At 68.1% G+C, this 24,279-nt stretch carries 26 protein-coding genes; 14 read left to right on the plus strand and 12 right to left on the minus strand.

The window, feature by feature from the left end:
• The 4 genes from ABXG85_RS03740 to ABXG85_RS03755 all read right to left on the minus strand — a co-directional run.
• Window positions 1–312, minus strand: a 312-nt coding sequence (locus ABXG85_RS03740; RefSeq protein WP_353512403.1) for a glycosyltransferase, incomplete at its 3' end; no start/stop codon positions are given.
• A 17-nt stretch (window positions 313–329) separates the two neighbouring features.
• Window positions 330–1,109: a LamB/YcsF family protein gene (locus ABXG85_RS03745; RefSeq protein ID WP_353512404.1), complete on the minus strand. Its 780-nt coding sequence runs from the start codon at window positions 1,107–1,109 to the stop codon at window positions 330–332.
• A gap of 12 nt (window positions 1,110–1,121) precedes the next feature.
• Window positions 1,122–1,835 carry a hypothetical protein gene (locus tag ABXG85_RS03750; RefSeq protein ID WP_353512405.1) on the minus strand — a complete coding sequence of 238 codons (714 nt, stop codon included), beginning with the start codon at window positions 1,833–1,835 and terminating at the stop codon, window positions 1,122–1,124.
• A gap of 9 nt (window positions 1,836–1,844) precedes the next feature.
• Window positions 1,845–3,926, minus strand: a complete 2,082-nt coding sequence (locus tag ABXG85_RS03755; protein ID WP_353512406.1) for an ATP-dependent helicase — start codon at window positions 3,924–3,926, stop codon at window positions 1,845–1,847.
• Window positions 3,927–3,960: 34 nt separating this feature from the next.
• Here ABXG85_RS03755 and ABXG85_RS03760 point away from each other — a divergent pair, with 34 nt between their 5' ends.
• The 5 genes from ABXG85_RS03760 to ABXG85_RS03780 all read left to right on the plus strand — a co-directional run bounded on the left by ABXG85_RS03760 (window position 3,961) and on the right by ABXG85_RS03780 (window position 8,239).
• Window positions 3,961–4,851 (plus strand): phosphohexomutase domain-containing protein, encoded by an 891-nt coding sequence (locus ABXG85_RS03760; protein WP_353512407.1) that lies wholly within the window; start codon window positions 3,961–3,963, stop codon window positions 4,849–4,851.
• Window positions 4,848–5,801 (plus strand): MBL fold metallo-hydrolase, encoded by a 954-nt coding sequence (locus ABXG85_RS03765; RefSeq protein ID WP_353512408.1) that lies wholly within the window; start codon window positions 4,848–4,850, stop codon window positions 5,799–5,801. The genes ABXG85_RS03760 and ABXG85_RS03765 overlap by 4 nt, the downstream gene beginning before the upstream one ends.
• 58 nt (window positions 5,802–5,859) lie before the next feature.
• A complete protein-coding gene (locus tag ABXG85_RS03770; protein WP_353512409.1) occupies window positions 5,860–7,506 on the plus strand; it encodes a long-chain-fatty-acid--CoA ligase in 1,647 nt (548 codons plus the stop codon).
• A 9-nt stretch (window positions 7,507–7,515) separates the two neighbouring features.
• Window positions 7,516–7,722, plus strand: a complete 207-nt coding sequence (locus ABXG85_RS03775; RefSeq protein ID WP_353512410.1) for a dodecin — start codon at window positions 7,516–7,518, stop codon at window positions 7,720–7,722.
• Between the two features lie 79 nt (window positions 7,723–7,801).
• The gene (locus tag ABXG85_RS03780) at window positions 7,802–8,239 is read left to right on the plus strand and encodes a DUF2267 domain-containing protein (RefSeq protein WP_353512411.1); all 438 of its coding nucleotides are present in this window, start codon (window positions 7,802–7,804) and stop codon (window positions 8,237–8,239) included.
• Here the strand turns inward: ABXG85_RS03780 and ABXG85_RS03785 are convergent.
• The 4 genes from ABXG85_RS03785 to ABXG85_RS03800 are packed head-to-tail and all read right to left on the minus strand — an operon-like array spanning window position 8,236 to window position 11,324.
• Complete coding sequence (locus ABXG85_RS03785; protein WP_353512412.1) at window positions 8,236–9,111, minus strand: phosphohydrolase; 876 nt, start codon at window positions 9,109–9,111, stop codon at window positions 8,236–8,238. The genes ABXG85_RS03780 and ABXG85_RS03785 overlap by 4 nt on opposite strands.
• Window positions 9,112–9,155: 44 nt before the next feature.
• Window positions 9,156–9,971, minus strand: a complete 816-nt coding sequence (locus ABXG85_RS03790) for an enoyl-CoA hydratase/isomerase family protein (RefSeq protein WP_353512413.1) — start codon at window positions 9,969–9,971, stop codon at window positions 9,156–9,158.
• Window position 9,972: 1 nt separating this feature from the next.
• Entirely contained in the window at window positions 9,973–10,680 is a 708-nt protein-coding gene (locus tag ABXG85_RS03795) for a phosphorylase family protein (protein WP_353512414.1), read from the minus strand.
• A 14-nt stretch (window positions 10,681–10,694) separates the two neighbouring features.
• Window positions 10,695–11,324, minus strand: coding sequence for an ABC transporter ATP-binding protein (locus tag ABXG85_RS03800; RefSeq protein ID WP_353512415.1), 630 nt, complete (start codon window positions 11,322–11,324; stop codon window positions 10,695–10,697).
• A gap of 48 nt (window positions 11,325–11,372) precedes the next feature.
• On the opposite strand from ABXG85_RS03800, the gene ABXG85_RS03805 reads away from it, so the two are divergent.
• Both ABXG85_RS03805 and ABXG85_RS03810 read left to right on the plus strand, forming a co-directional pair.
• Window positions 11,373–12,023 (plus strand): Crp/Fnr family transcriptional regulator, encoded by a 651-nt coding sequence (locus ABXG85_RS03805; protein ID WP_353512416.1) that lies wholly within the window; start codon window positions 11,373–11,375, stop codon window positions 12,021–12,023.
• 10 nt (window positions 12,024–12,033) lie between these two features.
• A complete protein-coding gene (locus ABXG85_RS03810; RefSeq protein WP_353512417.1) occupies window positions 12,034–12,750 on the plus strand; it encodes a 2-phosphosulfolactate phosphatase in 717 nt (238 codons plus the stop codon).
• On the opposite strand, the gene ABXG85_RS03815 is transcribed toward ABXG85_RS03810, so the two are convergent.
• Genes ABXG85_RS03815 through ABXG85_RS03825 form a run of 3 tightly spaced genes read right to left on the minus strand, consistent with a single transcriptional unit; the run spans window position 12,744 to window position 15,570 of the window.
• A complete protein-coding gene (locus ABXG85_RS03815; RefSeq protein ID WP_353512418.1) occupies window positions 12,744–14,063 on the minus strand; it encodes a dipeptidase in 1,320 nt (439 codons plus the stop codon). The two genes, ABXG85_RS03810 and ABXG85_RS03815, sit on opposite strands and share 7 nt — an antisense overlap.
• Window positions 14,060–14,770 (minus strand): heat shock protein transcriptional repressor HspR, fused homodimer type, encoded by a 711-nt coding sequence (gene hspR / locus ABXG85_RS03820; RefSeq protein ID WP_353512419.1) that lies wholly within the window; start codon window positions 14,768–14,770, stop codon window positions 14,060–14,062. The genes ABXG85_RS03815 and hspR overlap by 4 nt, the downstream gene beginning before the upstream one ends.
• A 41-nt stretch (window positions 14,771–14,811) precedes the next feature.
• Window positions 14,812–15,570: an IclR family transcriptional regulator gene (locus ABXG85_RS03825; protein ID WP_353512420.1), complete on the minus strand. Its 759-nt coding sequence runs from the start codon at window positions 15,568–15,570 to the stop codon at window positions 14,812–14,814.
• A 99-nt stretch (window positions 15,571–15,669) separates the two neighbouring features.
• On the opposite strand from ABXG85_RS03825, the gene aceB reads away from it, so the two are divergent.
• From aceB to ABXG85_RS03860, 7 genes are all read left to right on the plus strand, one after another.
• Window positions 15,670–17,232: a malate synthase A gene (gene aceB / locus ABXG85_RS03830; protein ID WP_353512421.1), complete on the plus strand. Its 1,563-nt coding sequence runs from the start codon at window positions 15,670–15,672 to the stop codon at window positions 17,230–17,232.
• Window positions 17,233–17,310: 78 nt separating this feature from the next.
• Window positions 17,311–18,690 (plus strand): FAD-linked oxidase C-terminal domain-containing protein, encoded by a 1,380-nt coding sequence (locus ABXG85_RS03835; protein ID WP_353512422.1) that lies wholly within the window; start codon window positions 17,311–17,313, stop codon window positions 18,688–18,690.
• Window positions 18,680–19,732, plus strand: coding sequence for an FAD-binding protein (locus ABXG85_RS03840; RefSeq protein ID WP_353512423.1), 1,053 nt, complete (start codon window positions 18,680–18,682; stop codon window positions 19,730–19,732). The genes ABXG85_RS03835 and ABXG85_RS03840 overlap by 11 nt, the downstream gene beginning before the upstream one ends.
• A gap of 4 nt (window positions 19,733–19,736) precedes the next feature.
• Window positions 19,737–21,017 (plus strand): (Fe-S)-binding protein, encoded by a 1,281-nt coding sequence (locus tag ABXG85_RS03845; RefSeq protein WP_353512424.1) that lies wholly within the window; start codon window positions 19,737–19,739, stop codon window positions 21,015–21,017.
• Window positions 21,018–21,023: 6 nt separating this feature from the next.
• Complete coding sequence (locus ABXG85_RS03850) at window positions 21,024–22,244, plus strand: glycerate kinase type-2 family protein (RefSeq protein WP_353512425.1); 1,221 nt, start codon at window positions 21,024–21,026, stop codon at window positions 22,242–22,244.
• Window positions 22,245–22,249: 5 nt separating this feature from the next.
• The gene (gene hemW / locus ABXG85_RS03855; RefSeq protein ID WP_353512426.1) at window positions 22,250–23,368 is read left to right on the plus strand and encodes a radical SAM family heme chaperone HemW; all 1,119 of its coding nucleotides are present in this window, start codon (window positions 22,250–22,252) and stop codon (window positions 23,366–23,368) included.
• A 28-nt stretch (window positions 23,369–23,396) separates the two neighbouring features.
• Window positions 23,397–23,795, plus strand: a complete 399-nt coding sequence (locus ABXG85_RS03860; RefSeq protein WP_353512427.1) for a PaaI family thioesterase — start codon at window positions 23,397–23,399, stop codon at window positions 23,793–23,795.
• Here ABXG85_RS03860 and ABXG85_RS03865 read toward each other — a convergent pair.
• Entirely contained in the window at window positions 23,792–24,181 is a 390-nt protein-coding gene (locus ABXG85_RS03865) for an NADH-quinone oxidoreductase subunit 15 (RefSeq protein ID WP_243094479.1), read from the minus strand. The two genes, ABXG85_RS03860 and ABXG85_RS03865, sit on opposite strands and share 4 nt — an antisense overlap.
• Between the last annotated feature and the right edge of the window lie 98 nt (window positions 24,182–24,279).

The following is a 24,279-nucleotide window of genomic DNA, read 5'->3' on the forward strand; positions in this document are numbered from 1 at the left end:
CAGAACCACCAAAGGAAGCCCCTCCCAGTTGGAAACAAGCACAAAAATCTGCGCCTCCGCTAAAATCCGGTCCACATCCAACCTGCGCCCAAGAAAGCGAACCCGGCTCGCAAGCCCAAGCCCATCAGCCAAAACGCGAACCCTAGCAAGCAACGGCCCATCCCCCACCAGGTCCAAGGTCCAAGGAAGATCCCGAAGCCCCGCCAAAGCCTGAAGAAGAAGAGCGTGATCCTTTTGGGGAGCAAAGCGGGCCACCATGACCAGCCTGGGAGGCTCCCGTCCCGGGTCAGCCCGAAAAGGAGTGTCCGGCACCCCGTTCCATCCCTCGTCTATTGGTCGCGTATCCCTCCAAACGCCCGCACCTCTACCCCCGCCGCCTCCAGGGCCGCCCGTACCGCCTGGGCCACCTGGGGGGCGTTGGGGTTATCCCCGTGGATGCACAGGGTGTCCGCCCGCACCGCCACTTCCCCCCCGTCCAGGGCCTCCACCTTCCCCTCCAGGACCATGCGCACCGCCCGCCGGGCCGCCTCCTTTGGGTCGGTGATCCAGGAGCCCGGGAGGGAGCGGGGGGCAAGCTGGCCGTTTTGCAAATAGGCCCGCTCGGGGAAAGCCTCGAGGACCACCCTAAGCCCCGCCCGCCTCGCCTCCTCCTCGTACACCGTGCCGGGCAGAACCACCAGGGGAAGCCCCGGGTCAAAGGACCGCACCGCCTCGGCGATGGCCCGGGCCGTCTCCCGGTCCCGACACGCCTTGAGGTAAAGCGCCCCGTGGGGCTTCACGTGGTGGAGGGAAAGGCCCTCGGCCTTCAGGAAGGCATAAAGGGCGCCGATCTGGTAGAGCACGTCGGCGTAGACCTCCTCCGGAGCCACGGCCATCTCCCGCCGGCCAAACCCCACCAGGTCGGGGAAGCCAGGGTGGGCTCCCACCGCCACCCCGTGGGCCTTGGCTAGGGCCACCGCCTCCCGCATGCGCAAGGGGCTTCCCCCATGGAAGCCGCAGGCCAGGTTCACCGAGGTCACCAAGGGAAAGAGCTCCCGGTCGTGCCCGTAAGTATAGACCCCGTAGGACTCCCCCGCATCCGCATTCAGATCCACCCAACGCTCCGCCATACCCCTAGGGTATCAAGGGGGGTAGCCAAGCCCCCCCAGGACCACCTTCACCCGTTCCGCCCAAAGCTCCTCCCGGGAGTAGATGGCCTGGACCCGCTCGTGGGCTTTTGGGTCCACGGGGGCCAGGGCCAAGAGGGCGTGGAAGGGCTGAAGCAGGGCCAGGGGAAGCCCGCCCCCGGCGTAGAGGAGGAGGTCGGACCTTAGGGCCAAGGCCTCCACCTCCTCCCGCCTCAAGGCCACGTGCCCCCGGGCCCTTTGCGGCAGGCGGGCCAGGAAGGCGTCCCCCTCGGCGAAGCTGGGGGCGACCACGGAAACCTGGGCCAAGGCGCGGAGGAAGGGGGCTAAGGCGGGGCGCAACGGACCAAGCCAAAGGGCCTTGGCCCCCGGGAAGTGGGCGGCAAGGAAGCGCTCCAAGGCCACCCCTTCCGCATACTGGCCCACGGCTCCCCCCACCCCCACGGCCACCAGGTCCACCAAGCCCGCCGTTTCCGCCTCCGCCTCCAAGCGCATCCCCTCCGGGGGGGGAAGCCCCTCCGCCAAAACCAACCCGGCGAGCCCCAGGGGCAAAAGGCAAGGGAGAAGCTCCCAGGGGTTTTCCGCCTCCACGGGGTAGGGGAAAAGGGGGAGGCGCAAAGACACCACCTCCGCCACCAAAGGGTCAAAGAAGCTGGCGTCGCCCCGGTGGAGGAAGGGCAAGGGGCGGGTCTTGTGGTAGGGGGGCCACACGGCTACCTCCTAGGCGGGGCGCAGGTCGGCGTACTTGAGGGAAAGGCGCTTGAGCCCCACCCCCTCAAAGTGCACCGTGACCTCGTCCCCCGAGGCCGCCACCACGGTGCCCGGACCGAAGCGGGGGTGGACCACCCTCTCCCCTCCCTTAAACGCCCCGGGCTTGGGCCGGTGTGTGGGGGGGACGGGCTTCGGGCTTCGGTAGGGGTCGTATTCCTGGTAGAGCCCCTCTTCCACTTCCTCCAAGAAGCGGCTTGGCCGGGTAGCCTCGAGGCGGCCGTAAATCTCCCGTTCCTCGGCGTAGGACAGGTAAAGCCTCTCCTGGGCCCGGGTCACCCCCACGTAGAAGAGGCGGCGCTCCTCCTCCAGGGCCTCGAGGGTGCTAAGGGAGTTCCGGTGGGGCAGAAGCCCCTCCTCCACCCCCACCAGAAAGACCACGGGGAACTCCAGGCCCTTGGCGTTGTGGAAGGTCATGAGGGAAACCTTCCCCTGCGCCTCCGCCGGCTCCTCCGCCCGGGCGGTGAGGGCCACCTTGTCCAGGAATTCCAGGAGGCTTTCCGCCTCCTTGGCCGCCCGCAGGAGCTCCTCCACGTTTTCCAGCCGATCCTCGTGGTCCTCGGGGTAGGCCTCCTTGAGGTAAGCGGGGTAGTCGGTGGCCTGAAGGAGGTGGCGGAAAAAGGCCTCCGCCGGGCCAAAGGCCAGGTCCATAAGCTCCTCCATCAGGGCCACGAAATGGCGCACGGGCTCGGGGCGGGGCAACACCCCTTCCGCCGCCTTCAGGGCCTCAAAAAGGGGAAGGCCCTTCTCCAAGGCTAGGCGGGCCACCTTCTCCATCGTGGCCGGGCCGATGCCCCGGGGGGGCGTGTTCAGGATGCGTTTCAGGCTCACGCTGTCCAGGGGGTTTAGGGCCAGGCGGGCGTAGGCCAGAAGGTCCTTCACCTCGGCCCGCTCAAAGAAGCCCACCCCGCCCACCACCCGCACCCCAATGCCCCGGCTGGCCAAGGCCTGCTCCAGGAGGCGGCTTTGGGCGTTGGTGCGGTAGAGGACCGCCACCCGGTCAAAAGGTGGCCCCAGGCGCAGGATTTCCTCCGCCACGAAGCGGGCCTCTTCCCGGGCGTCCTTGGCGCGGAAAAGCCGCACCGGCTCCCCACCCCCCTTCACCGGGCGTAGGGTCTTTTCCAGGCGCAGGGCGTTCTTAACGATGACGGCGTTGGCGAAGCGGAGGATGGCCTCGGTGGAGCGGTAGTTCTCCTCCAGGCGGTAGACCTTGGCCCCGGGAAAGTCCTCCGTGAACTGGAGGATGTTTTTAATGTCCGCCGCCCGGAAGGAGTAGATGCCCTGGTCCGGGTCCCCCACGGCCATGAGGTTGGCCTCCTCGCCCGCCAGGAGCTTGGTGAAGCGGTACTGCACGGGGTTTGTGTCCTGGTACTCGTCCACGTGGACGAAGCGGGCCCGCTTGCGCACCCTCCTCAAGACCTCCGGGTCCCCTTCCAAAAGCCTCAGGGCGTAGAGGAGGATGTCGCCAAAGTCCAAGGCCCCTTGCGCCTGCAGGGCCTCCTGGTAGCGGTGGAGGACGTCTTTTAGCCTGCCCCGGGAAAGCCCGGCGTAATACTCGGGAAGCTCCGCCAAAAGGGCCTCAGGCGGCTCCCCCCGGTTCTTGGCCCGGTCCAAGAGGGCCTTGATGGGCCCGGGCTTGGCGGAAAGGCCGAGCTCCTTCAGGACCTCCTTGAGGAGGGCCGTCTGGTCATCCTCGTCGTAGACCACGAAGCCCGGCTTCAGGCCCACCCGCTCCCCATAGGCCCGGAGGATGCGCAAGGCGGCGGCGTGGAAGGTGGAAACCCAGACCTCCCCCGCGCCTTTGACCATGCCCTTCAGCCGCTCCCGCATCTCCTCCGCCGCCTTGTTGGTAAAGGTGACCGCCAGGATCTCCGTGGGGTAGACGCCCCGGTGGGCCACCAGGTAGGCCACCCGGTGGACCACGGTGCGGGTCTTGCCGCTCCCGGCCCCCGCCACCACCAAGGCGGGGCCTTGGAAGTGGAGAACCGCCTGGCGTTGGGCCTCGTTCAAGGAGGAGAGGAGAGCCTCGTCCACGGGGTGGAGTCTACCACGCGGTAGACTCTAGGACATGGAGCTTCGTCCCACGCAGGAGGGCTTCTTGGGTGAACTCGCCCGGGACTTCACCTTCGCCACCTTGGCCCGGCTCGCGGCAGGGTTTGGCGAGCGCCTGAAGGAAGAGGGCGTAGAGCGGGTGGTGGTGGGCCACGACGCCCGTTTCCTGGCCCGGGAGATGGCGGAGGAGGCGGCAGAGGTGCTTTCGGCCTTGGGCCTGGAAACCTTCCTCCTTCCCGGGCCTTCCCCCCTTCCCCTTTTCGGCTTCGCCCTGGAAGAGGCGAAGGCGGGGGGGCTTTACCTCACTGCCGGGCGCAAGCCCGCCCGCTTCCAAGGGGTCAGGCTCCGCCTCGGTCCCGGAAAGCCCCTTCCCGGGGAGGCGGTGCCCTTCTTACCCCCCCCGGAGGCCCGGGGGGCCTTTACCCTCTTGGACGTCAAGAAGGCCTACCTGGAGCGCCTGCGGCAAAGCGCCGGGGAAGGGGCCAAGAAGAAGGGCGTGGTCTACCTGGACGCCATGGGGGGAGCGGGGGGTGGGGTCCTGCCTGGGGTGTGGAAACTGCTTAGCCTCGAGGCGGAACTCCGGGAACTCCACCCCCTCCCCCACCCCCTCTTCTACGGGGTGGACCCGGACCCGAGGCCGGAGAACCTGAAGACCCTGCGGATCCTCCTCCAGGCGCAAGAGCCTCCGGCCTTGGGCTTTGCCCTGGACGGGGACGCCTGCCGCCTGGCCGTCTACCTCCCGGGCGGAACGCCCCTGGAGGAGGAGGCGGTTTTGGCGCACCTGAGGGAAATCCTGGGCAGCAAGGAGGTGGAAGGGGACGGGGAAGGGGGTTTCCGCTTCCCCTGGCACCTACAGGAGCCCGACCCCTTCCTCGCCGCCCTGCTCCTCTTGGGGGCTCTCTTATGAGGGAGATCCTGCCCGGGGTCTTCCTGCTTCCCGTGCCCATCCCTTACCCCTTGAAGACGGTGAACCTCTACCTCCTCAAGGGGGACGGGGAGGTGGCCCTTTTGGACACCGCCTTGGACACCCGCACCGCCCGGGGAAGCCTGGAGCTTTACCTGGCAGAGCTCGGCCTTTGCTTCCAGGACGTCAAGGTGGTCCTCCTCACCCACCACCACCCCGACCATTACGGCCTTTCGGGCTTCCTCGAGGGGCTTGGGGCGCGGGTCTTCCTCCACGAGGAGGAGCTAAACCGGGGCCACCGCTTCTGGCTTGTCCCCGAGGCCTTTGAGGAGGCGTCTTGGCGGCTTTTCCGGGACCACGGCACCCCAGAGGAGGCCCTTTGGGGCATCCGGGAAACCATGGCCAAAACCCGGCAAAGGGTCCACCCGCCGCAAAACCCCTGGCCCCTAAAGGACGGGGAGGTCCTGGAGGTGGCGGGCAAGCGGCTTCGGGTCCTTTGGACCCCGGGCCACGCCGACGGGCACGTGGCCTTTTACCTGGAAGAGGAAGGGGTCCTGTTGGCGGGGGACGCCCTCTTGGACCACGTTTCCCCCAACGTGGGCCTTTGGGCCTACACCCGGGAGAACCCCCTGAAGGACTTCCTTGGGTCCTTGGAACGCCTGGCGGGGCTTCCCGTCCAGGTGGCCCACGCCGGGCACTTCGGCCCCATCCGGGACGTGAGGAAGCGGGCTAAGGAGCTTCTCGCCCACCACGAGGAGCGCCTGCAAAGCCTCCTGGCGCTCCTGGAGGGCCCCAAGAGCGCCTGGGAGCTTTCCCTTCTCCTCTTCCCCCAGGAGTTGGACGCCGCCGGGCGCCGCTTCGCCTTCGCCGAAACCCTGGCCCACCTGGAGTACCTGCGAAGGGAAGGCCTGGTGGACCGGGAAGGCCCCCCCTACCGCTACTTCCGGGTCTAGAGCCCCTTGCCCCGCCGGATAACGGGGGGTAAACTTTGACCCGGTTCAAGGAGGTGCCATGCATCCTTGGTACGCACACTACGATCCCGGGGTTCCCAAGGAGGCCCCAAGGCCGGTGCTCCTGACCGAGGCCCTGCGGGAAAATGCCCGCCGCTACCCGAAGAAGGTGGCCTTGGCGTTCCTGGGGCGAAGTATCTCCTACGCCGCCTTGTGGCGCGAAGTCGAGGCCTTCGCCAAGGGCCTGCAGGAGGCGGGCGTGAGGAAGGGGGACCGGGTGGCCATCATGCTCCCCAACTCCCCCCAGTTCGTGGTGGCCTTCTTCGGCACCCTCCTGGCGGGGGGCGTGGCGGTGAACACCAACCCCATGTACACCCCCAGGGAGCTACGGCACCAGCTACGGGACTCCGGGGCCAAGGCCCTGGTCATCCTGGACCAGCTCCTTCCCCGCTACCAAGAGGTGAAAGGGGAAGCCCCCGTGGACCTCCTGGTGCGCACGGGCATCCAAGACTACCTTCCCTTCCCCAAGAACCTCCTCTATCCCCTCATGCTCAAGCGCCAGGGGCAGGCCCCCAAGAACCGGGAAGGCACCCCCTGGCGGGCCTTCCTCAAGCGGGGGAAGCCTGACCCCGTGGCCTTGGAGCTGGACGACCTGGCCCTTTTGCAGTACACCGGGGGGACCACCGGGGTGGCCAAGGGGGCCATGCTCACCCACCGGAACCTCTCCGCCAACGCCCTGCAGGTGCGGGCCTGGATTCCGGATTTCCGGGAAGGCGAGGAGGTGGTCTTGGGGGCCATTCCCTTCTTCCACGTCTACGGCATGACCGTGGCCATGAACCTGGCCCTCCTGGGGGCGGCCAAGCTGGTCCTCCTTCCCCGCCCCGAGATCGGGCCCATCGTGGAGGCCATAGAAGCGCACCAGGTTAGCCTGTTCCCCGGGGTGCCCACCCTGTACGTGGCCTTCAACAACTTCCCCGGGATCGAGAAGCGCAACCTAAGAAGCGTCCGAGCCTGCATCTCTGGCTCCGCCCCCTTGCCCCTCGAGGTGGCGGAGCGCTTCATGGCCCTCACCGGGGCCAAGCTGGTGGAGGGCTACGGCCTCACCGAGGCCAGCCCCGTGACCCACTGCAACCCCCTCCACGGCCCGAGGAAGCTGGGGAGCGTGGGCCTACCCTTCCCGGGGGTGGAGGCAAAAGTGGTGGACGAGGAGGGGCGGGAGGTGCCCCTGGGCGAGGTGGGCGAGCTCATCGTCAAGGGCCCCAACGTCATGAAAGGCTACTGGAACCGCCCCGAGGAAACCCAAAAGGCCCTCAAGGACGGCTGGCTCTTCACCGGCGACATGGCCCGCATGGACGAAGACGGATACTTCTACATCGTGGACCGCAAAAAGGACATGATCATCGCCGGAGGCTACAACATCTACCCCCGCGAGGTGGAAGAGGTCCTCTACCAACATGAAGCCGTCCAGGAAGCCGCCGTGGTGGGCGTCCCCGACCCCTACCGCGGGGAAACCGTGGCCGCCTTCCTCGTCCTCAAGCCCGAGTACCGGGGCAAGGTCACGGAGAAGGACATCGAGGCCTTCTGCCGCAAACACCTCGCCGCCTACAAGGTGCCCCGCATCCTAGAGTTCCGCGAAAGCCTCCCCAAGTCCAGCGTGGGCAAGATCCTCAAGCGGGAACTCACCAAGGAGGTGGGGCCTAGGCGGTAGGATAGCCCCATGGGCAAGGTGTACAAGAAGGTGGAGCTGGTGGGGACGAGTGGGGAGGGCCTCGAGAACGCTATCCAAGCCGCTTTGGAGCGGGCGCAGAAAACCCTCCGCCACCTGGACTGGTTTGAGGTCAAAGAGATCCGGGGCACCATCGGCCCGGAAGGGGTAAAGGAGTACCAGGTGGTCCTGGAGGTGGGGTTCCGCCTGGAGGAATAGGCGCCCTCCTTCCGAAAGCGCTACCCCTTTACACACCCTTACTCAAGGGATATGCTAAGGGTGAAGGAGGTGAAGGGGTATGAGCGCCACTGGTCTGGAGGTCTTTGACGCCACCCTTCACAAAACCCACACCTGGCTCAGGGCCATCATGGAGGAGCTAGGCATAGAGGACCGCCACCGGGCCTACATGGCCCTTCGGGCCGTCCTCCATGCCCTCAGGGACCGCTTGCCCGTGGAGGAGGTGGCCCAGCTTGGGGCCCAGTTGCCCATGCTCATCCGGGGCATCTACTACGAGGGGTGGGATCCCACGGGCAAGCCCCTTAAGGAGCGGCACAAGGAGGAGTTCCTGGCCCACGTGGCCCGGGAGCTCAAAACCCCTTCCGGCCCGGCGGTGGACCCAGAAAGGGCGGCGCAGGCGGTGTTCAAGGTGCTCAAGCAAAAGGTGACCGAGGGCGAAATCCAAGACGTGCGCCAGCTTTTGCCCAAGGAACTCCGCGAGCTCTGGCCGGAAGGCTAGTCCAGGACGAAGCGGTCCTCCGTTTCGTGCAGGCGCACCCGGTGGACGATCCGCTGGTCTTGGGACCCATTGGGCTCGGTCATGGCCACCACGGTGACGTAGGGGCGCAAGGGGCTCCGCAAAACCTTCTTGGTGAGGGTTTCCTCCACCTGGAAGATGCCTGCGGAGTTGTTCATGGTCACCTGGATCTCCACCGGGACCTTTTCCCCCTTTAGGATCCGCACCTCGTCCACCGCCAGGGCGCTGATGGAGTGGATATCGATGCTCCCCAGGGCAAAGGCCTTCCGCCCCCGGCCCTTGGTGATGTCGGTGCCATCCGCCACCGCGGTGATGCCCGCCTCTATGGTGAGGGGCTCGGGGGAGAGGTCGTGGCTGTAGATGCCGTGGAGCATGAGGGCCCGGAGGGCGGTGCGCTGCTCGGGGTCGGGGTAGATCCTTTCCAGGATGCGGTTCAGGATGGGGAGGGCCAGGCTTACCCCAAAGGCCTCGTGATGGTCCCGGTGCACCTGGTTTCCCAGGTCGTGGAGCATGGTGGAGAGGAGGACCACCACGTAGGCGTCCTCCAGCTCCCCCGCCCCCGACTCCAGGGTGTCCAGCCGCACCCCCGCCTCGGCCAGAAGGCCCAGGATGGCCACGCTGGCCGCCCCGGTGAGGAGGGCGTGGACCCGGCCGTGGTCGTTGTAGCCCAGCTTGCGCATGGTGATGTAGTTGGCCATGTTCCAACCGGCCCGGGCCTCCGGGTCCTGGATCAAAAGCTCGTAGGCCCTAAGGGCCTTGGGAAAGGGCTTCAGGCGCTCCCGGATGGCCTGGTCGGCCTCGGCGTAGAGCTTGGCCTTGGGGCTAGCTACGTGGACCACGCGTTCTCCCGTCATGCGCACCCCTCACCTTACACCGGGCCCTGGCGAGGGAAAGGAACTCACTCCCCCTTGAACTCCGGCGCCCGCTTTTCCAGGAAGGCCCGGACCCCCTCCTTCATGTCCTCGGTGGCGGCGGCGTAGCCGAAGAGATCCGCCTCGATCTCCAAGGCCTCCGCCAGGTCCAGCCCCTCGCCCCGCACCACGCTCTCCTTGGCCAGGGCCAGGGCGATGGGGGCGTTTTTGAGGATTTTCTGGGCCAGCTTCTTGGCCTCCTCCAAAGCGTCCTCCGCCACCCGGTTCACCAGGCCCAGCGTGAGGGCCTCCTCCGCCTCCACGTGCCGGCCGGTGAAGATGAGGTCCAAGGCCCGCCCCCGGCCGATGAGCCGGGGCAGGCGCTGGGTACCCCCAAAGCCAGGGATGAGCCCCAGGCCCACCTCGGGGAGGCCGAGCTTGGCTCCCTTGGCCGCCACCCGGAGGTCGCAGGCCAAGGCCAGCTCCAACCCGCCCCCCAGGGCGTAGCCGTGGATGGCGGCGATGGTGGGGATGGGCAAGGCGGCGATCTCGGCGAAGACCTGCTGGCCCAAAAGGGCGTACTCCCGGGCCATGAAGGGGTCCTTGAGGGCGGCGATCTCCTTGAGGTCCGCCCCGGCGGCGAAGGCCCTTCCCTCCCCCGTGAAGATGGCCACCCGGGCCTCGGGGTCTTGGTGGATCACCTCCACCACCTGGGCCAGCTCCTCCAGGACCTCGCGGGAAAGGGCGTTCAGGGCCTCGGGCCGCCTTAGGGTCACCAGGGCGATGTTCCCCTCCACCTCGTAGGAGAGGTGCTGGAACTCGGGGATTTCCAGGATGAACTCGTGCTCGTGCTCGTGTTCCATGCTACACCTCCAAAAGGGCGAGAAGCGCCACCTCCACCATGCGCCGGATGCCTTCCTGGAGGACTTCGGGAGGCGCCAGCTCGGGGTCGCCGATGCGGTTGGAAACCGCCAGGATAGCCCCCGCCTTCACCCCCCGCATCCGGCCCAGGAGGAAGAGGGCGCTCGCCTCCATCTCAAAGGCCAAGACCCCAAAGCGGCTCCAGGCGCGGGCCGCCTCCGGGGTGGTGGCGTAGAAGGCGTCCTCCGTGGCCACCAGGCCCACGTGGTGGGGGTAACCCCTCTCCTCCGCCTTGGCCCAGAGGGCGCGGAAGAGGAAGGGGTCGGGCACAGGGGCGTAGGGAAGCCCCCCAAGGTACTGCCTCGAGGCCCCCTCCAAGGGTACCGCCCCCTGGGCGATGACCAAATCCCCTGAGGCCAAGGCCCCGTCCACCGCCCCGCAGGTCCCCACCCGGAGGAGGACCCGGGCCCCTAGCTGGATCAGCTCCTCCGCCACGATGCTGGCCGAAGGGGCCCCCATCCCCGTGGTCTGCACGGAAACGGGCACGCCCCGGTAGCGCCCCGTGTAACCCAAAAGCCCCCGGTGGGTGTTGTAGACCACGGGGTCTTCCAAGAAGGTCTTAGCGATCCATTCCGCCCGGCCGGGGTCCCCGGGGAGGAGAACCCTCTCCGCCACATCCCCCGGTTTGCCCCGCACGTGGATGGGACTCATACCGCCTAAGGATACTACAGCCTGAGGGCGGGAAGCCCTTCCACCAGGCTCTCGTCGTGGGTGGCCAGGACCAAGGCGGTACCCACCTCCCGGCAAAGGGCCCGCATGAGGGCCAGGGCCTCCCGGGCCTGGCGGCGGTCCAGGCTGGCCGTGGGCTCGTCCGCCAGGAGGAGCCGGGGCCTTAGGTAAAGGGCCCGGGCCAGCGCCACCCGCTGCCTTTCCCCCCCGGAAAGCTTCTGGGGGAGAAAGCGCGTCCTGCCCCCAAGCCCCAGACGCTCCAAGAGGGCGAGGGCCCAAGGCCGATCCACCCGTCCCACCAGGTACCCGGGGGCGAGGACGTTTTCCAAGGCGGTGAGCTCGGGAAACAGGAAGTGGTGCTGGAAGACGAGGCCCAAAAAGCGGAGCCGACGCCGGGCCAGGGCCTCCTCCGTAAGGCCCCGGATGGGCGTGCCCTCCCAAATGACCTCCCCCTCCTGCAAAGGGAGAAGCCCCGCTAGGAGATGGAGAAGCGTGGTCTTACCGCTTCCCGAAGGCCCGAGCACCGCTAGGGCCTCCCCCGGCCCCAGGGCGAAGGAAAGCCCCCGGAAGAGGGGGCCCTGCACGTAGGCGAAGCCGAGGTTTTGGACCTCGAGGACCGGGCGCACCCTCTCATCCTCTAGGCAAAAGATGAAGCCTCGGTTAGAGTAGGACCGATGCGGGGAAGCCCCCTGTTCCAGGACCTGACGCCGGAGGAAATCGCCCTCGCCCGCTCCTACTTCCAACCCCTCGTCTACCCCAAAGGGAAAACCGTCTTCCAACAAGGGGACCTGGGCCAGACCTTGTACCTGGTGGAGGCGGGGCGGGTGCGGCTTTACCGCACCCACCTAGGGGGGCAGGAGAAGACCCTAGGCTACGTGGGCCCGGGGGAGGTCTTCGGGGAGATGAGCCTCCTGGACGGGGGGGAAAGGAGCGCCAGCGCCGAGGCCCAGGAGGACACCCACCTCCTCGCCCTCTACCGGGAGGGCTACCTCGCCCTGATTCGCCGCCTACCCTTGGTGGCCCACAACCTGGCCTGCATCCTGGCCCGGCGCCTGCGGGAACTCAACGTGGAGATGGACCTCCTGGCCTTTGAGGAGGCGCAAAGCCGGGTGGCCTATGCCCTCCTCAAGCTCCACCGCCAAGGGCACGGGCCCCGCTTCCGCCTGCGCCACCAGGACCTGGCGGCCCTGGCGGGGGCAAGCCGGGAGACGGTGACCCGGGTCCTGCACGACCTGAAGGAGAAGGGGATCCTGTCCTTGGCCCCGGGGGAGGTGGAGGTGAGGGACTTCCGGCTTTTGGAAGAGGTGGCCTTCGGCTTGGTCTAGGGGGTGCGCCGTGCGGCTTAGGGTGGACGTGCTTCCCAGCGAAGGGGTGGTTTACCCCGATGTGGTCCTGGTGGTGGACGTGATCCGGGCCACCACCACCGCCGCCTGCCTCCTGGAGGCGGGGGCGGGAGCGCTTTACCTGGTGGAAGGCCTCGAGGCGGCCCGGGCCTTCAAGGACGAGGACGTGGTGCTGGCGGGGGAGGTGGGGGGGCTGAAACCCCCGGGGTTTGACCTGGGGAACTCCCCCCGGGAGGCCCTGGAAGCCCCCGTGGGGGGCAAGGTGGTGGTCATGAGCACCACCAACGGCACCAAAGCGGCTCACGCCGCCGCCAAGACGGCCAAGCACGTCCTTCTGGCCTCCTTGTACAACGCCCACGCCGCCGCCCGGCTGGCCCGGGAGCTGGCCACGGAGGAGGTGGCCATCCTCTGCGCCGGCAAGGAGGGGCGGGCCGGGCTGGACGACCTGTACACCGCCGGGGTCTTGGCGGAGTACCTGGGCCTGTTGGGCGAAGTGGAGCCGGAGGACGGGGCCCGCATCGCCCTGGCGGTGAAGCGGGCCTACCAGGACCCCTTGGAGGCCCTAAGCCTCTCCGCCGCCGCCCAAGCCCTAAAGGGGGTGGGCCTAGAAGGGGACGTCCCCTTTTGCGCCCAGGTGGCCAAAAGCGCTGCCGTGCCCCTCCTTTCCGGGAGGGTGGGGGAAGCCCTCATCTTCAAGCGGGCCTACTGAAGGCCCTCCTCGGCCAAAAGCTCGTGGAAGCGCCGGATGGCGGCGATGCCCTTTTCCAGGTTGAGGAGGTCAAACTTCTCGTTGGGGGCGTGCAGGTTGTCGTCGTTGAGCCCCAGGCCCAAAAGGACGATGGGGGCGCCCAGAGCCTCCTTCAGCTCCGCCACCACGGGGATCGTCCCCCCCTCCCGGGCGTAGACGGGGGGCTTCCCCCAGACCTCCGCCAAGGCCCGGGCCATGAGGCGCATGGGGGGGCTGAAAGGGTCGGTGAGGACGGGCTTCCCCCCATGGAGGCGGCGCACCTCCAAGCGGTACCCGGGGGGAAGGACCTCCTTGAGGTAGGCCTCGGCCAAGTCCGCCACCTCCTCGGGGTCTTGGTCCGGCACCAGGCGCATGGAAAGCTTCATCCCCGCCTCCGCCGGGATCACCGTCTTGGAGCCTTCCCCCTGGTAGCCGCCCCATACGCCGTTCGGGTCCAGGGTGGGCCTGGCCCAAAGCCGCTCCAGGGGGGTGTACCCTTCCTCCCCCGGGAGGACCTCCACCCCGAGCTCCCGCTTTAGGGCCTCCTCGTCCAAAGGGGGCCAAAGGCGCCTTTCCTCCTCGGAAACGGGCCGTACCCTCTCGTAGAAACCCGGGATCTGGACCCTGCCCGTCCCCTCGTCCTTGAGGCGGGCGAGGAGCCAACCCAGGGCCTGGATGGGGTTAGGCGCCACCCCGCCGAAGGCCCCGGAGTGGAGGTCCCGCTTGGCCCCCTTGAGGCGCACCTCCAGGTAGCAAAGCCCCCTTAGGCCGTAGGTGAGGGTGGGGGTTTCGGGGGCGAACATGGCCCCGTCGGAAACCAAAACCACGTCCGCCCGGAGCCTTTCCCGGTGTTGCCGCACGAAGGGAAGGAGGTGGGGGCTTCCGATCTCCTCCTCCCCTTCCACCAGGAACTTGACGTTGGTCCGTGCGGCGAGGCCCTCCAGGGCGGCCACGTGGGCCCAAAGCTGCCCTTTGTCGTCGGAGGCGCCCCGGGCGTAGATCCTGCCCTCCCGCACCACCGGGGAAAAGGGCGGGGTTTCCCAAAGCTCCAAGGGGTCTTCCGGCTGGACGTCGTAGTGGCCGTAGACCAAGACGGTGGGGGCCTTTTCGTCCACCACCCGCTCGGCGTAAAGGATGGGGTGAAGGGGGGTTTCGTGGAGCTCGGCGGAAAAGCCCAGGGCCTCGAGGCGCTCCTTCAGCCAAAGGGCCGCCCGGCGCACCTCCTCCTTGCGGGCGGGGTCGGTGGATACCGAGGGGATGGAAAGGAACTCCAGTAAGGGGGCTAAGGCGTTCACGCCCCCATGCTACCCTCTTCCGCCAAGGCCTTGCCCTCCTCGAGGAGAAGAAGCCTTAGCCGGGCCACCTCGGCCTCGAAGCGGGCCTGGAGGGCCTCCAGCTCCGCCCTGAGCCGCATGATCTCCTCCACCCCCGCCAAGTTCACCCCAAGCTCCTGCGTCAGGCGGCGGATCTCCCTCAGCTTCTCGATGTCCCGCTCCGAGTAAAGCCGCGTCTTGCCCCCAGACCGCTTCGGCTTGATGAGCCCCTTCCGCTCATAAAGCCGCAGCGTCTGCGGGTGCATCTCCACCAGCTCCGCCGCCACGCTGATCACGTACACCGGGCGGTCCTTGGGGGAGGGCTTCGCCGTTTCCCCAGGGGCGGGGAGGGCCTTGCGCTCCAGCTCCCGGAAGCGGTCCCCGATCTCCCCCTTAAGCCTTTCCACCTCGGCCTCGAAGCGGGCCTGGAGAGCCTCCAGCTCCGCCCTGAGCCGCATGATCTCCTCCACCCCCGCCAAGTTCACCCCAAGCTCCTGCGTCAGGCGGCGGATCTCCCTCAGCTTCTCGATGTCCCGCTCCGAGTAAAGCCGCGTCTTGCCCCCAGACCGCTTCGGCTTGATGAGCCCCTTCCGCTCATAAAGCCGCAGCGTCTGCGGGTGCATCTCCACCAGCTCCGCCGCCACGCTGATCACGTACACCGGGCGGTCCTTGTCCGTGACCCTGTCCATGGCCTTAAGCTCTCCCCACTAAACCAGTCTAACCCTTTTCATTATACGCCCCCTGAAAACCCTAGGCGCAGGGAAGCCCGCTCGGCCGCCGCCCTCACCCGGGGGGCGAGGCGGCGGGCGGCCTCCAGGGAAAGGCGGCTGGCTGGGGCGGAAAGGGAGATGGCCGCCACCACCTCCCCCGTGGGGCCGAAGACGGGGGCGGCCACGCACCGCACCCCCAGCTCCTTCTCCTCGTTGTCCAAGGCGTAGCCCTGGGCCCGCACCTCCTGGAGCTCCGCCAGAAGGCCCTCGAGGCGGGTTTGGGTGTGGGGGGTGAAGGGAGTGAGGCGTAGGCCCTCCGGTACCCCCCGGTAGGCCAAAAACACCTTCCCCACCCCGGTGGCGTGGAGGGGAGCCCGGCTCCCCGGGGCGGTGAAGAGGCGCACGAGCTGCCTCCCTTCCACCTGGTCCAGGTACAACGCCTCCCCCTCCCAGGGCACGGCCAGGTTTACGCTCTCCCCCGTTTCCTCCGCCAAGGCCTCCATCTCGGGGCGCGCCGCCGAGAGGAGGTCGGGCCGGGGGTAGGCCTGGCCCACGGCGAAGGCCTTGGGCCCCACCCGGTACACGCCCCCCTCCTCCACGGCGAAGCCCCGCCGCACCAGGGTCTGGAGGAGGCGGTAAAGGGTGCTCTTGGCCAGCCCCGTGGCCTCGGCCAGGGCGGAAAGCCCCGCTTCTTTATGCTCCGCCAAGGCTTCTAGCACCCCAAGCCCCTTTTCCAGGGTCTTGACCTCGCTTGCCCCCTTTTCCCTCCGCCGCGGCATGGCGCCTTAGCCTAGCATGGGGGCCCTTGTTTTTCAAGAAGTAAAAAAACGTTTCGTCTATTGACAATCCCTCCCCCGCCCCCGTAAGCTCAGGCCACCATGAAGGGCGTGGAGATCACCAAAGACCACCCCCTCCTTAGGGAGGTGCTGACGGAGGAGGCCCTGAAGTTCGTGGTGGCCCTGCACCGGGAGTTCAACCCCGTGCGCAAGGCGCTTCTCGCCCGCAGGCACGAGCTTTGGGAGCGGTACAAGGCCGGCGAAAGGCCCGACTTCCTTCAGGAAACCGCCTTCGTCCGGGGAGGGAACTGGCGGGTGGCCGAGGCCCCCCCAGACCTCCTGGACCGCCGGGTGGAGATCACCGGCCCCGTGGACCGGAAGATGATCATCAACGCCTTGAACTCGGGGGCCAAGGTCTTCATGGCGGACTTCGAGGACGCCCTTTCCCCCACCTGGGACAACGTGATCCAAGGGCAGAAAAACCTTTATGACGCCGTGCGCCGCCAGATCGACTTCGTTTCCCCCGAGGGCAAGGCCTACCGCCTAAAGGAGCAGACCGCCACCTTGGTGGTGCGCCCCCGGGGCTGGCACCTGGTGGAAAAGCACGTGCGGGTGGACGGGGAGCCCATCTCGGCGAGCCTCTTTGACTTTGGGCTTTACTTCTTCCACAACGCCCACGAGCTCCTAAGGCGGGGAAGCGGGCCCTACTTCTACCTGCCCAAGATGGAGAGCCACCTCGAGGCCCGCCTCTGGAACGAGGTCTTCAACTTCGCCCAGGACTACCTCAAGATCCCCCGGGGCACCATCCGGGCCACGGTGCTCATAGAAACCATCCTGGCGGCCTTTGAGATGGAGGAGATCCTCTACGAGCTCAAGGAGCACGCCGCCGGGCTGAACGCCGGGCGCTGGGACTACATCTTCAGCTGCATCAAGAAGTTCGCCACCACCGCCCCCATCTTCCCCGACCGGGCCCAGGTGACCATGACCGTACCCTTCATGAAGGCCTACACCGAGCTCCTGGTGAAGTCCTGCCACACCCACGAGGCCCACGCCATCGGCGGCATGGCCGCCTTCATCCCCAGCCGCAAGGACCCCGAGGTGAACGAGCGGGCCTTCCAGCAGGTGCGGGCGGACAAGGAGCGGGAGGCCTCCCAGGGCTTTGACGGCACCTGGGTGGCCCACCCCGACCTGGTGCCCGTGGCCCAGGAGGTCTTTGACCGCTACCTGGGGGACAAGCCCCACCAGAAGCACGTGAAGCGCCTGGACGTCCAAGTGAAGGCGGAGGACCTCCTCAACTTTGAAGTCCCCGGGGGGAAGGTGACGGAGGCGGGGCTTAGGAACAACATCTCCGTGGCCCTGCAGTACCTGAACCAGTGGCTTCTCGGCAACGGGGCCGCCGCCATCTTCAACCTCATGGAGGACGCCGCCACCGCCGAGATCAGCCGGGCCCAGCTTTGGCAGTGGGTCCACCGGGAGGCCAAGCTGGAGGACGGCCGCACCGTGACCCCCGAGCTGTACCAGAAGGTGAAGGAGGAGGAGCTGGCCAAGCTTGGGGGACGGGAAAAGGAGCGCTACAAGGAGGCGGAGGAGATCCTGGACAAGCTGGTCCTCTCGGAGGCGTTCATCGAGTTCCTGACCCTGGTGGCCTACGAGTACCTGGACTAAGGCGCTGAGGGCCAAGGGGAGGGCGGGCGGGGCAGTCCCCCGCCCTTTGCCCTAAAGTGGGAGGAAAGGAGGAAGGCCGTGGGCTTTTTGGAAGAACTCAAGGCCCTCTTGCCGGGCAAGGTCCTCACCCAGGAGGCGGCCCTCGCCCCCTACGAGTCCGACGCCCTCACCGCCTACCGCAAACGCCCTTTGGCGGTGGTCCTGCCCGAGGGCAAGGAGGAGGTGGTGGCGGTGGTGCGGCTTTGCCACCGCCACGGGGTTCCCTTCGTGGCCCGGGGTAGCGGCACGAGCCTCAGCGGGGGGTCCTTGCCCGTGGAGGGGGGGATCGTCCTCGCCCTCAACCGCATGAACCGCATCCTGCGCCTGGACCCCAAGGCCAGGATCGCCGTGGTGGAACCCGGGGTGGTGAACCTGGAGGTTTCCCGCCAGGCCGCTCCTTTTGGCCTCTACTACGCCCCGGACCCCAGCAGCCAGCCCGTGAGCACCCTAGGGGGCAACGTGGCCTTCAACTCGGGGGGGGCCCACTGCCTGAAGTACGGGATGACGGCCAACCACGTCCTGGGCCTCGAGGTGGTGACCCCGGAAGGGGAGGTGGTGCGCCTTGGGGGGGAGAGCCTGGAAGGGGTGGGCCCCGACCTTCACGGCTTCTTCGTGGGCACGGAGGGGCTTTTGGGGGTGGCGGTGGAGATCACCCTGCGCCTCCTCCCCAAACCCGAGGCCTACCACACCCTCCTGGCCGCCTACGAGAGCCTGGAGCAGGCGGGGAACGCCGTGAGCCTGGTGATCCGGCGGGGGCTTCTGCCCGGGGCCATGGAGATCATGGACCGCCTGGCCATAGAGGCGGCGGAAAAGGCGGTGCAAGCGGGCTACCCGCAGGCGGAGGCCCTCCTCATCGTGGAGCTGGAAGGCCCCAAGGAGGAGGTGGCGGAGGAGGCCTTGGTCTTGGGAGAGGTCATCCGGGAAAGCGGGGCCTATGCGGTGCGGGTGGCGCAAAGCGAGGCGGAACGCCAGGCCATCTGGAAGGGCCGCAAGGCGGCCTTTAGCGCCGTGGGCCGGCTTTCCCCGGACTACCTGGTCCAGGACGGGGTGGTGCCGCGAAGCCGCCTGGGGGAGGCCTTAAAGGAGATCCAAAGGCTTTCCCAGGCCTTTGGCCTCAGGGTGGCCAACGTCTTCCACGCCGGGGACGGGAACCTCCACCCCCTGGTCCTCTACGACGGCAAGAAGCCCGGGGAGCTGGAAAGGGCAGAGGCCCTGGCCGGGGAGATCCTGCGGCTTTGCGTGCGCCTCGGGGGCTCCCTCACGGGGGAGCACGGCATCGGGGTGGAGAAGAAGGCCTACATGCCGGAGATGTTCGCCCCGGAAGACCTCTTAACCATGGAACGGGTGAAGCGGGCCCTGGACCCCAAGGGCCTCGCCAACCGGGGCAAGGTCCTCCCGGAGGTGGTCCATGGAGGTTAGGGCGAGCACCCTGAGGGAGGTGGTGGAGGCGGTGCGGACCTACCCCCGGCTCCGCCCCAAGGGCGGGGGGACCAAGCCCGCCCTTTCCGCCCCCCGGGCGGGGGAGGTGAGCCTGAGCCTCGGAGGGCTTTCCGGCATCCTGGAGTACGCCCCCGAGGAGTTCGTCTTCACCGCCTGGGCCGGGACCCCCATCGCCGAGGTAGAGGAGGCCCTCAAGGCCCACGGGCAGTACCTCCCCTTCCACCCGCCCCTGAGGGCCCAGGGGGCCACCCTGGGGGGCACCGTGGCCGCCGGGCTTTCCGGGCCCCTGCGCCACCGCTATGGGGGCCTTAGGGACTTCCTCCTGGGGGTGCGCTTCGTGGACGGGGAGGGAAGGGTGGTGCGGGGCGGGGGCAAGGTGGTGAAAAACGCCGCCGGCTTCCCCTTCCACCGCCTCCTGGTGGGCTCCCTGGGGGCCTTTGGCATTTTGGTGGAGCTTTCCTTCAAGGTCTTCCCCTTCCCCCGGGCCACCCGGACCCTCCGGGCCACCCTGCCGAGCCGGGAAAGCGCCCTGGCCCTTCTGGAAAGGCTTCGGCTTTTGCCCCTGGAGCTTTTGGCCTTGGACCTCGTCCCCCCCGCCACCCTCGAGGCCCGCCTGGGGGGGTTTCCCCAAAGCGTGGCGGCCCGCCTGGAAGGCCTCAAGGCCCTCCTGGCCCAGGAGGGGGCCCAAACGGAGGTCCTGGAGGAGGACGAGGCCTACTGGGAGGGGGTGCGGGACCTCCGCTTCCTGGAGGGAAGCCCCATCTGGGTGAAGGTACCGGCCAAGCCCCAGAAGGTGGCGCAACTGGAGGCCCTTCCCCTGGGGCCCAGGCGCTACCTGGACGGCGGGGAGGTCCTCTACGCCGGGCTGGACGGGGAAGGCCTCGAGGCCTTGAGGCGTGCGGGGCTTCCCCACCTGGTCCTCAAGGGGGCGGAAGACCCCCTCTACCCCCCGCCCCCCGAGGCCTTCTTCGCCAAGCTCAAGGAAGCCCTGGACCCCAAAGGCCGCTTTCCCTTAGGGTGAGAGCATGCAGCACCGCATTCCCGTGGAAGCCTTGGGCCAGGAAGGGGAGGTGATGGCCCACGCCATCGAGGCCTGCGTCCACTGCGGCTTCTGTCTCCCCACCTGCCCCACCTACGTGGTCCTCCAGGAGGAGATGGACTCCCCCAGGGGGCGCATCTTCCTCATGAAGGAGGTCCTGGAAGGGGCCCTGCCCCTGGAGGAGGCCCTCCCCTACCTGGACCGTTGCCTGGCCTGCCAGGCCTGCGTCACCGCCTGCCCGAGCGGGGTGCCCTACGGCGAGCTCATCGCTACCTTCCGCCTCCACACCGAGGCCAAGCGCCACCGCTACCCCCTGGAAAGGGCCTACCGCCTGGCCCTCCTCCGCACCCTCCCCCACCCGGGGCGCTTCCGGCCTTTGGCGGAGATGGGCGTCCGCCTCAAGCCCCTCCTCCAGCCCCTTCCCCTCCCCAAGCCCCTCAAGGCGCCCCTGGCCCTCCTCCCAGACCGCCTGCCCCCGGAGGCCCCCTACCAGGAGGTCTACCCCGCCAAGGGGGAAAGGAAGGCCCGGGTAGGGCTCCTTTTGGGGTGTGCGCAACGGGTTCTCCGCCCCTCCATCAACCAGGCCACCCTGCGGGTCCTCCAGGAAAACGGGGTGGAGGTGATCATCCCCCAGGCGCAGGTCTGCTGCGGGGCCCTAAACCTCCACGCCGGGGACAAGGAGGGGGCAAAGGCCTTGGCCCGAAAGAACTTAAAGGCCTTCCAGGACGTGGATTACGTGGTGAGCAACGCCGCGGGCTGCGGCTCGGGGATGAAGGAGTACCCCCTCCTCTTCCTGGGGGAGCCCGAGGAGGAGGCGGCCCGGGCCTTGGCGGCCAAGGTGAAGGACCTCACCCTCCTCCTGGACGAGCTGGGCTTCACCCCGCCCCCACCCCCCAAAACCCCCCTCCGGGTGGCCTACCACGACGCCTGCCACCTGGCCCACGCCCAAGGGGTGCGGGAGGCGCCCAGGAGGCTTCTGAAGGCGGCGGGGCTGGAGGTGCTGGAGCCTAAGGAGTGGGAGCTCTGTTGCGGGTCGGCCGGCACCTACAACCTCTTCCAGCCGGAGATCGCCGAGGCCCTGGGCCGGCGCAAGGCGGAAAACCTCAAGGCCACGGAGCCCCACCTGGTGGTCACGGGCAACATCGGCTGCCTCACCCAGATCAGCGCCTACCTCCAGGGCCTCCCCGTGCTCCACACGGCGGAGCTTCTGGCCCTCCTCTACGAGGGGAAAGACCCCCTGGCCGGGAACGAGGGGCCGGGCCTTTGACCTGGCATGGAAACCCTCTTGAAAGAAGCCTTCCACCAGGCCCTAAAGGCCACGGACCCTTACCGCCTCACCCTAAAGGCCCTCCCCCCTTTCCGGCCCGACCTGATCCTGGCGGTGGGGAAGGGGGCAGCCCCTATGCTCCGGGCGGCCCTGGACCGCTACGGGGAGGTCCCCTACCACCTAACCCTGCCCCGGGGCCAGGACGCCCTGGGCCTCCGGGCGGTCTTCGCCCGCCACCCCGTGCCCGATGGGGAAAGCCTTCGGGCGGCGGAGGAGGTCCTAAGCCTCCTTAAGGCCCTACCCCCCAGGGCCAGGGTCCTCGCCCTCCTCTCGGGGGGCGGGAGCGCCCTCTGGTGCGCCCCCTTGGGGATAAGCCTTCCGGAGAAGCAGGCCCTCACCCAGGCCCTTCTCCAAAGCGGGGCCAGCATCCGGGAGATCAACGCCGTGCGCAAGCACCTCTCCCGCATCAAGGGGGGTAGGGCCCTCCTCGCCACCCAGGCCCGCGTCCACGCCCTCCTCCTCTCCGATGTGCCGGGGGACGACCCCAGCGTCATCGCCTCCGGGCCCTTCCACCCCGACCCCACCCCCTACGCAGAGGCCCTGGCCGTCCTGGACCGCCACGGCCTCCCCTTCCCCGAGGCCCGCAAGGTGCTCCTGCGGGGGGCTTTGGGGGAGCTCCCGGAAACCCTCAAGCCGGGCCACCCCGCCTTTAAGCGCCTCACCTGGCGCCTGGTGGGGACGAACCTCCACCTCCTGCGGGCGGCCCAGGCCTTCTTGCGGCGGGAAGGGCACCGGGCCGTGACCCTTTCCGACCGCTTCGGGGGAGAGGCCCGCGCCCTGGCCCGCTTCCATGCCGAGCTTGCCGCCACCATCCGCGCCCACGGGGTGCCCTTTAGAAAGCCCCTCTTCCTCCTCTCCGGGGGCGAGGCCCAGGTGCGGGTCAGGGGCCGGGGCCAAGGGGGGCGGAACCTGGAGTTCCTCCTGGCCCTTTACGCCCACCTGGAAAGGCCCCTCTACGCCCTAGCCGCAGACTCCGACGGCCTGGACGGGAATAGCGGCGCCGCCGGGGCCTTTCTCACCCCTGAGGTCTGGGCAAAGGGCTTAGACCCAAGGCCCTTCCTGGAGGAAAACGATAGCTTGGGGTTTTTCCAACAGGTTGGCACCCTCCTCCATACCGGCCCCACGGGCACCAACCTGAACGACTTCCGCCTCCTTCTGGTAGACTGAAAAGGTTGACGAGCCTCTACGTCCACGTCCCTTTCTGCCCCACCCTCTGCCCCTACTGCGACTTCCACGTGGTGCGCCGGGGGCCAGGCTGGGTGGAGGCCTACCTGAAGCGCCTCGAGGCGGAGGCCGCCCGCCTCTACGCCCGCTATCCCCACCCCCTTAAGACCCTCTACCTGGGCGGGGGCACCCCGAGCTACCTCAGGGACCGGGAGCTCGTGGCCCTCTTCCAGGCCCTCCCCTGGCCTTTGGCGGAAGGGGCGGAGGTGACCCTCGAGGCCAACCCCGGCACCCTGAGCCCCGCCCGCCTCCGGCTTCTCAAGGAGCTTGGGGTGAACCGCCTCTCCTTAGGGGTGCAAAGCTTCCAGGAGGCGGTCCTCCGCTTCCTCGGCCGAGCCCACGGGCGCAAGGGAGCCCTTAGGGCGGTGGCGATGGCCCTGGAGGCGGGTTTCCGCATCTCCTTGGACCTCATCCTGGGCCTGCCCATGCAGGAGGTGGAAGAGGACCTAAAGGAGGCGGCCTCCTTGGGCGTGGGCCACGTGTCCACCTACACCTTACAGGTGGAACCGGGAACCCCCTTCGCCCTCCTCGGCCTGAAGGAGGACCCCGAGCGGGAGGCTTGGGCCATGGAGCGGGCCGAGGCCATCTTGGGGGAAGCAGGGATAGAACGCTACGAGGTCTCCAACTTCGCCCGCCCTGGGGAGGAGGCGCAGCACAACCTGGTCTACTGGCGGGCTGGCTTCTGGCTCGCCCTGGGGCCCTCCGCCACGGGGCAGTACCCGGGGGAGGGCCCAGCCTACGCCCTGCGGCGCACCAACCCCCCCCTCCCCCGCTGGCTCGCCGGGGAGGCCCCTAGGGAGGAGGCCATCTCCCCCCTGGAGCACGCCAAGGAAAGCCTCATGCTGGGCCTAAGGCTTAGGGAAGGGGTGGATGTGGCCGAGGTGGAGGCGAGGGTAGGCCTTTCCCTTTTCCCTCGCCTAACAGGGAAAGCCCAGGAACTGGCGGAAGCGGGGCTCCTTCTGTTGGAAGGAAAGCGCCTCCGCCCCACCCCAAAAGCCTTTTCCCTCCTTCACCCGGTGGTCCTTGCCCTCTGGGAAGCCCTTGAAGGCCAGGAGGAAACGGGCTAGACTTTGACCAAGTCTAAGGAGGTGGCCCATGGACCCCAAAGCCCTGGCGGAACAGGTGGCCCAAGCCCAGCCCTTCACCCAGCACCTGGGGGCGGAGGTGGTGCGGGTGGAGGGAGGGATGGTGGAGTTCGCCCTACAGGTTAGGCCCGAGTTCTACCAGCACCTGGGGGTGGTCCACGGCGGGGTCATCAGCGCCCTCTTGGACAACGCCCTTACCTTCGCCGGGGGGCTTGCCTTGGGCCCTCAGGTCCTCACCGTGGAGTTCAAGGTGAACTTCCTCCGCCCCGCCAAGGGAACGCGGCTTCGGGCCGTGGGGCGGGTGGTGCACGCCGGCAAGCGCCTCGCCGTGGTGCAAGGGGAGGCCTACAGCGAAGAGCCCGAGCCGCGGCTCATCGCCCTGGCCCAAGGGACCATCAGCCAGGTCTAGGCCAGGGCCAAGGCCTCCCGCGCCCGGTCCGCCAGGGCGAAGAAGCGCTCCTTGGTGAGGGGGATCTTCCCCGTCACCAGGCCCTTGCCGGGCTCGTAGTGGGCGTGGAGGTGGATGTGGGCCCGGGGCAGGCGAAGGCCGATGCGCTTGAGCTTGGCGTGGCGGGGCGAAACATCGGCCAGGAGGAAAGGCTCCCCCAAGGCGTCGGATAGGGAGGCGGTCATGATAGTGGTGGGCAGGTCATAGGGCCTTTCCATGCGGTAGATGAAGTCGGGGAAGTCCGCCTCCTTCTCGAAGCGCACCCCCTTTTCCTCAGCGTACGCCCGCATCCAGGAAAGGAGCTCCACCCAGGCCTGGTATAGCTCGCGCTCGTGGGCCGCGCTCATGGCCCGAGTATACCCCGAAGCCCCCCGCAAGCGCATAAGGAAAAACCCCCGGGGCGATCCGGGGGTTTGGCCTGGTGGGCGCGAGTGGACTTGAACCA

Source organism: Thermus sp. LT1-2-5, from assembly GCF_040363165.1.
Lineage (GTDB): Bacteria > Deinococcota > Deinococci > Deinococcales > Thermaceae > Thermus.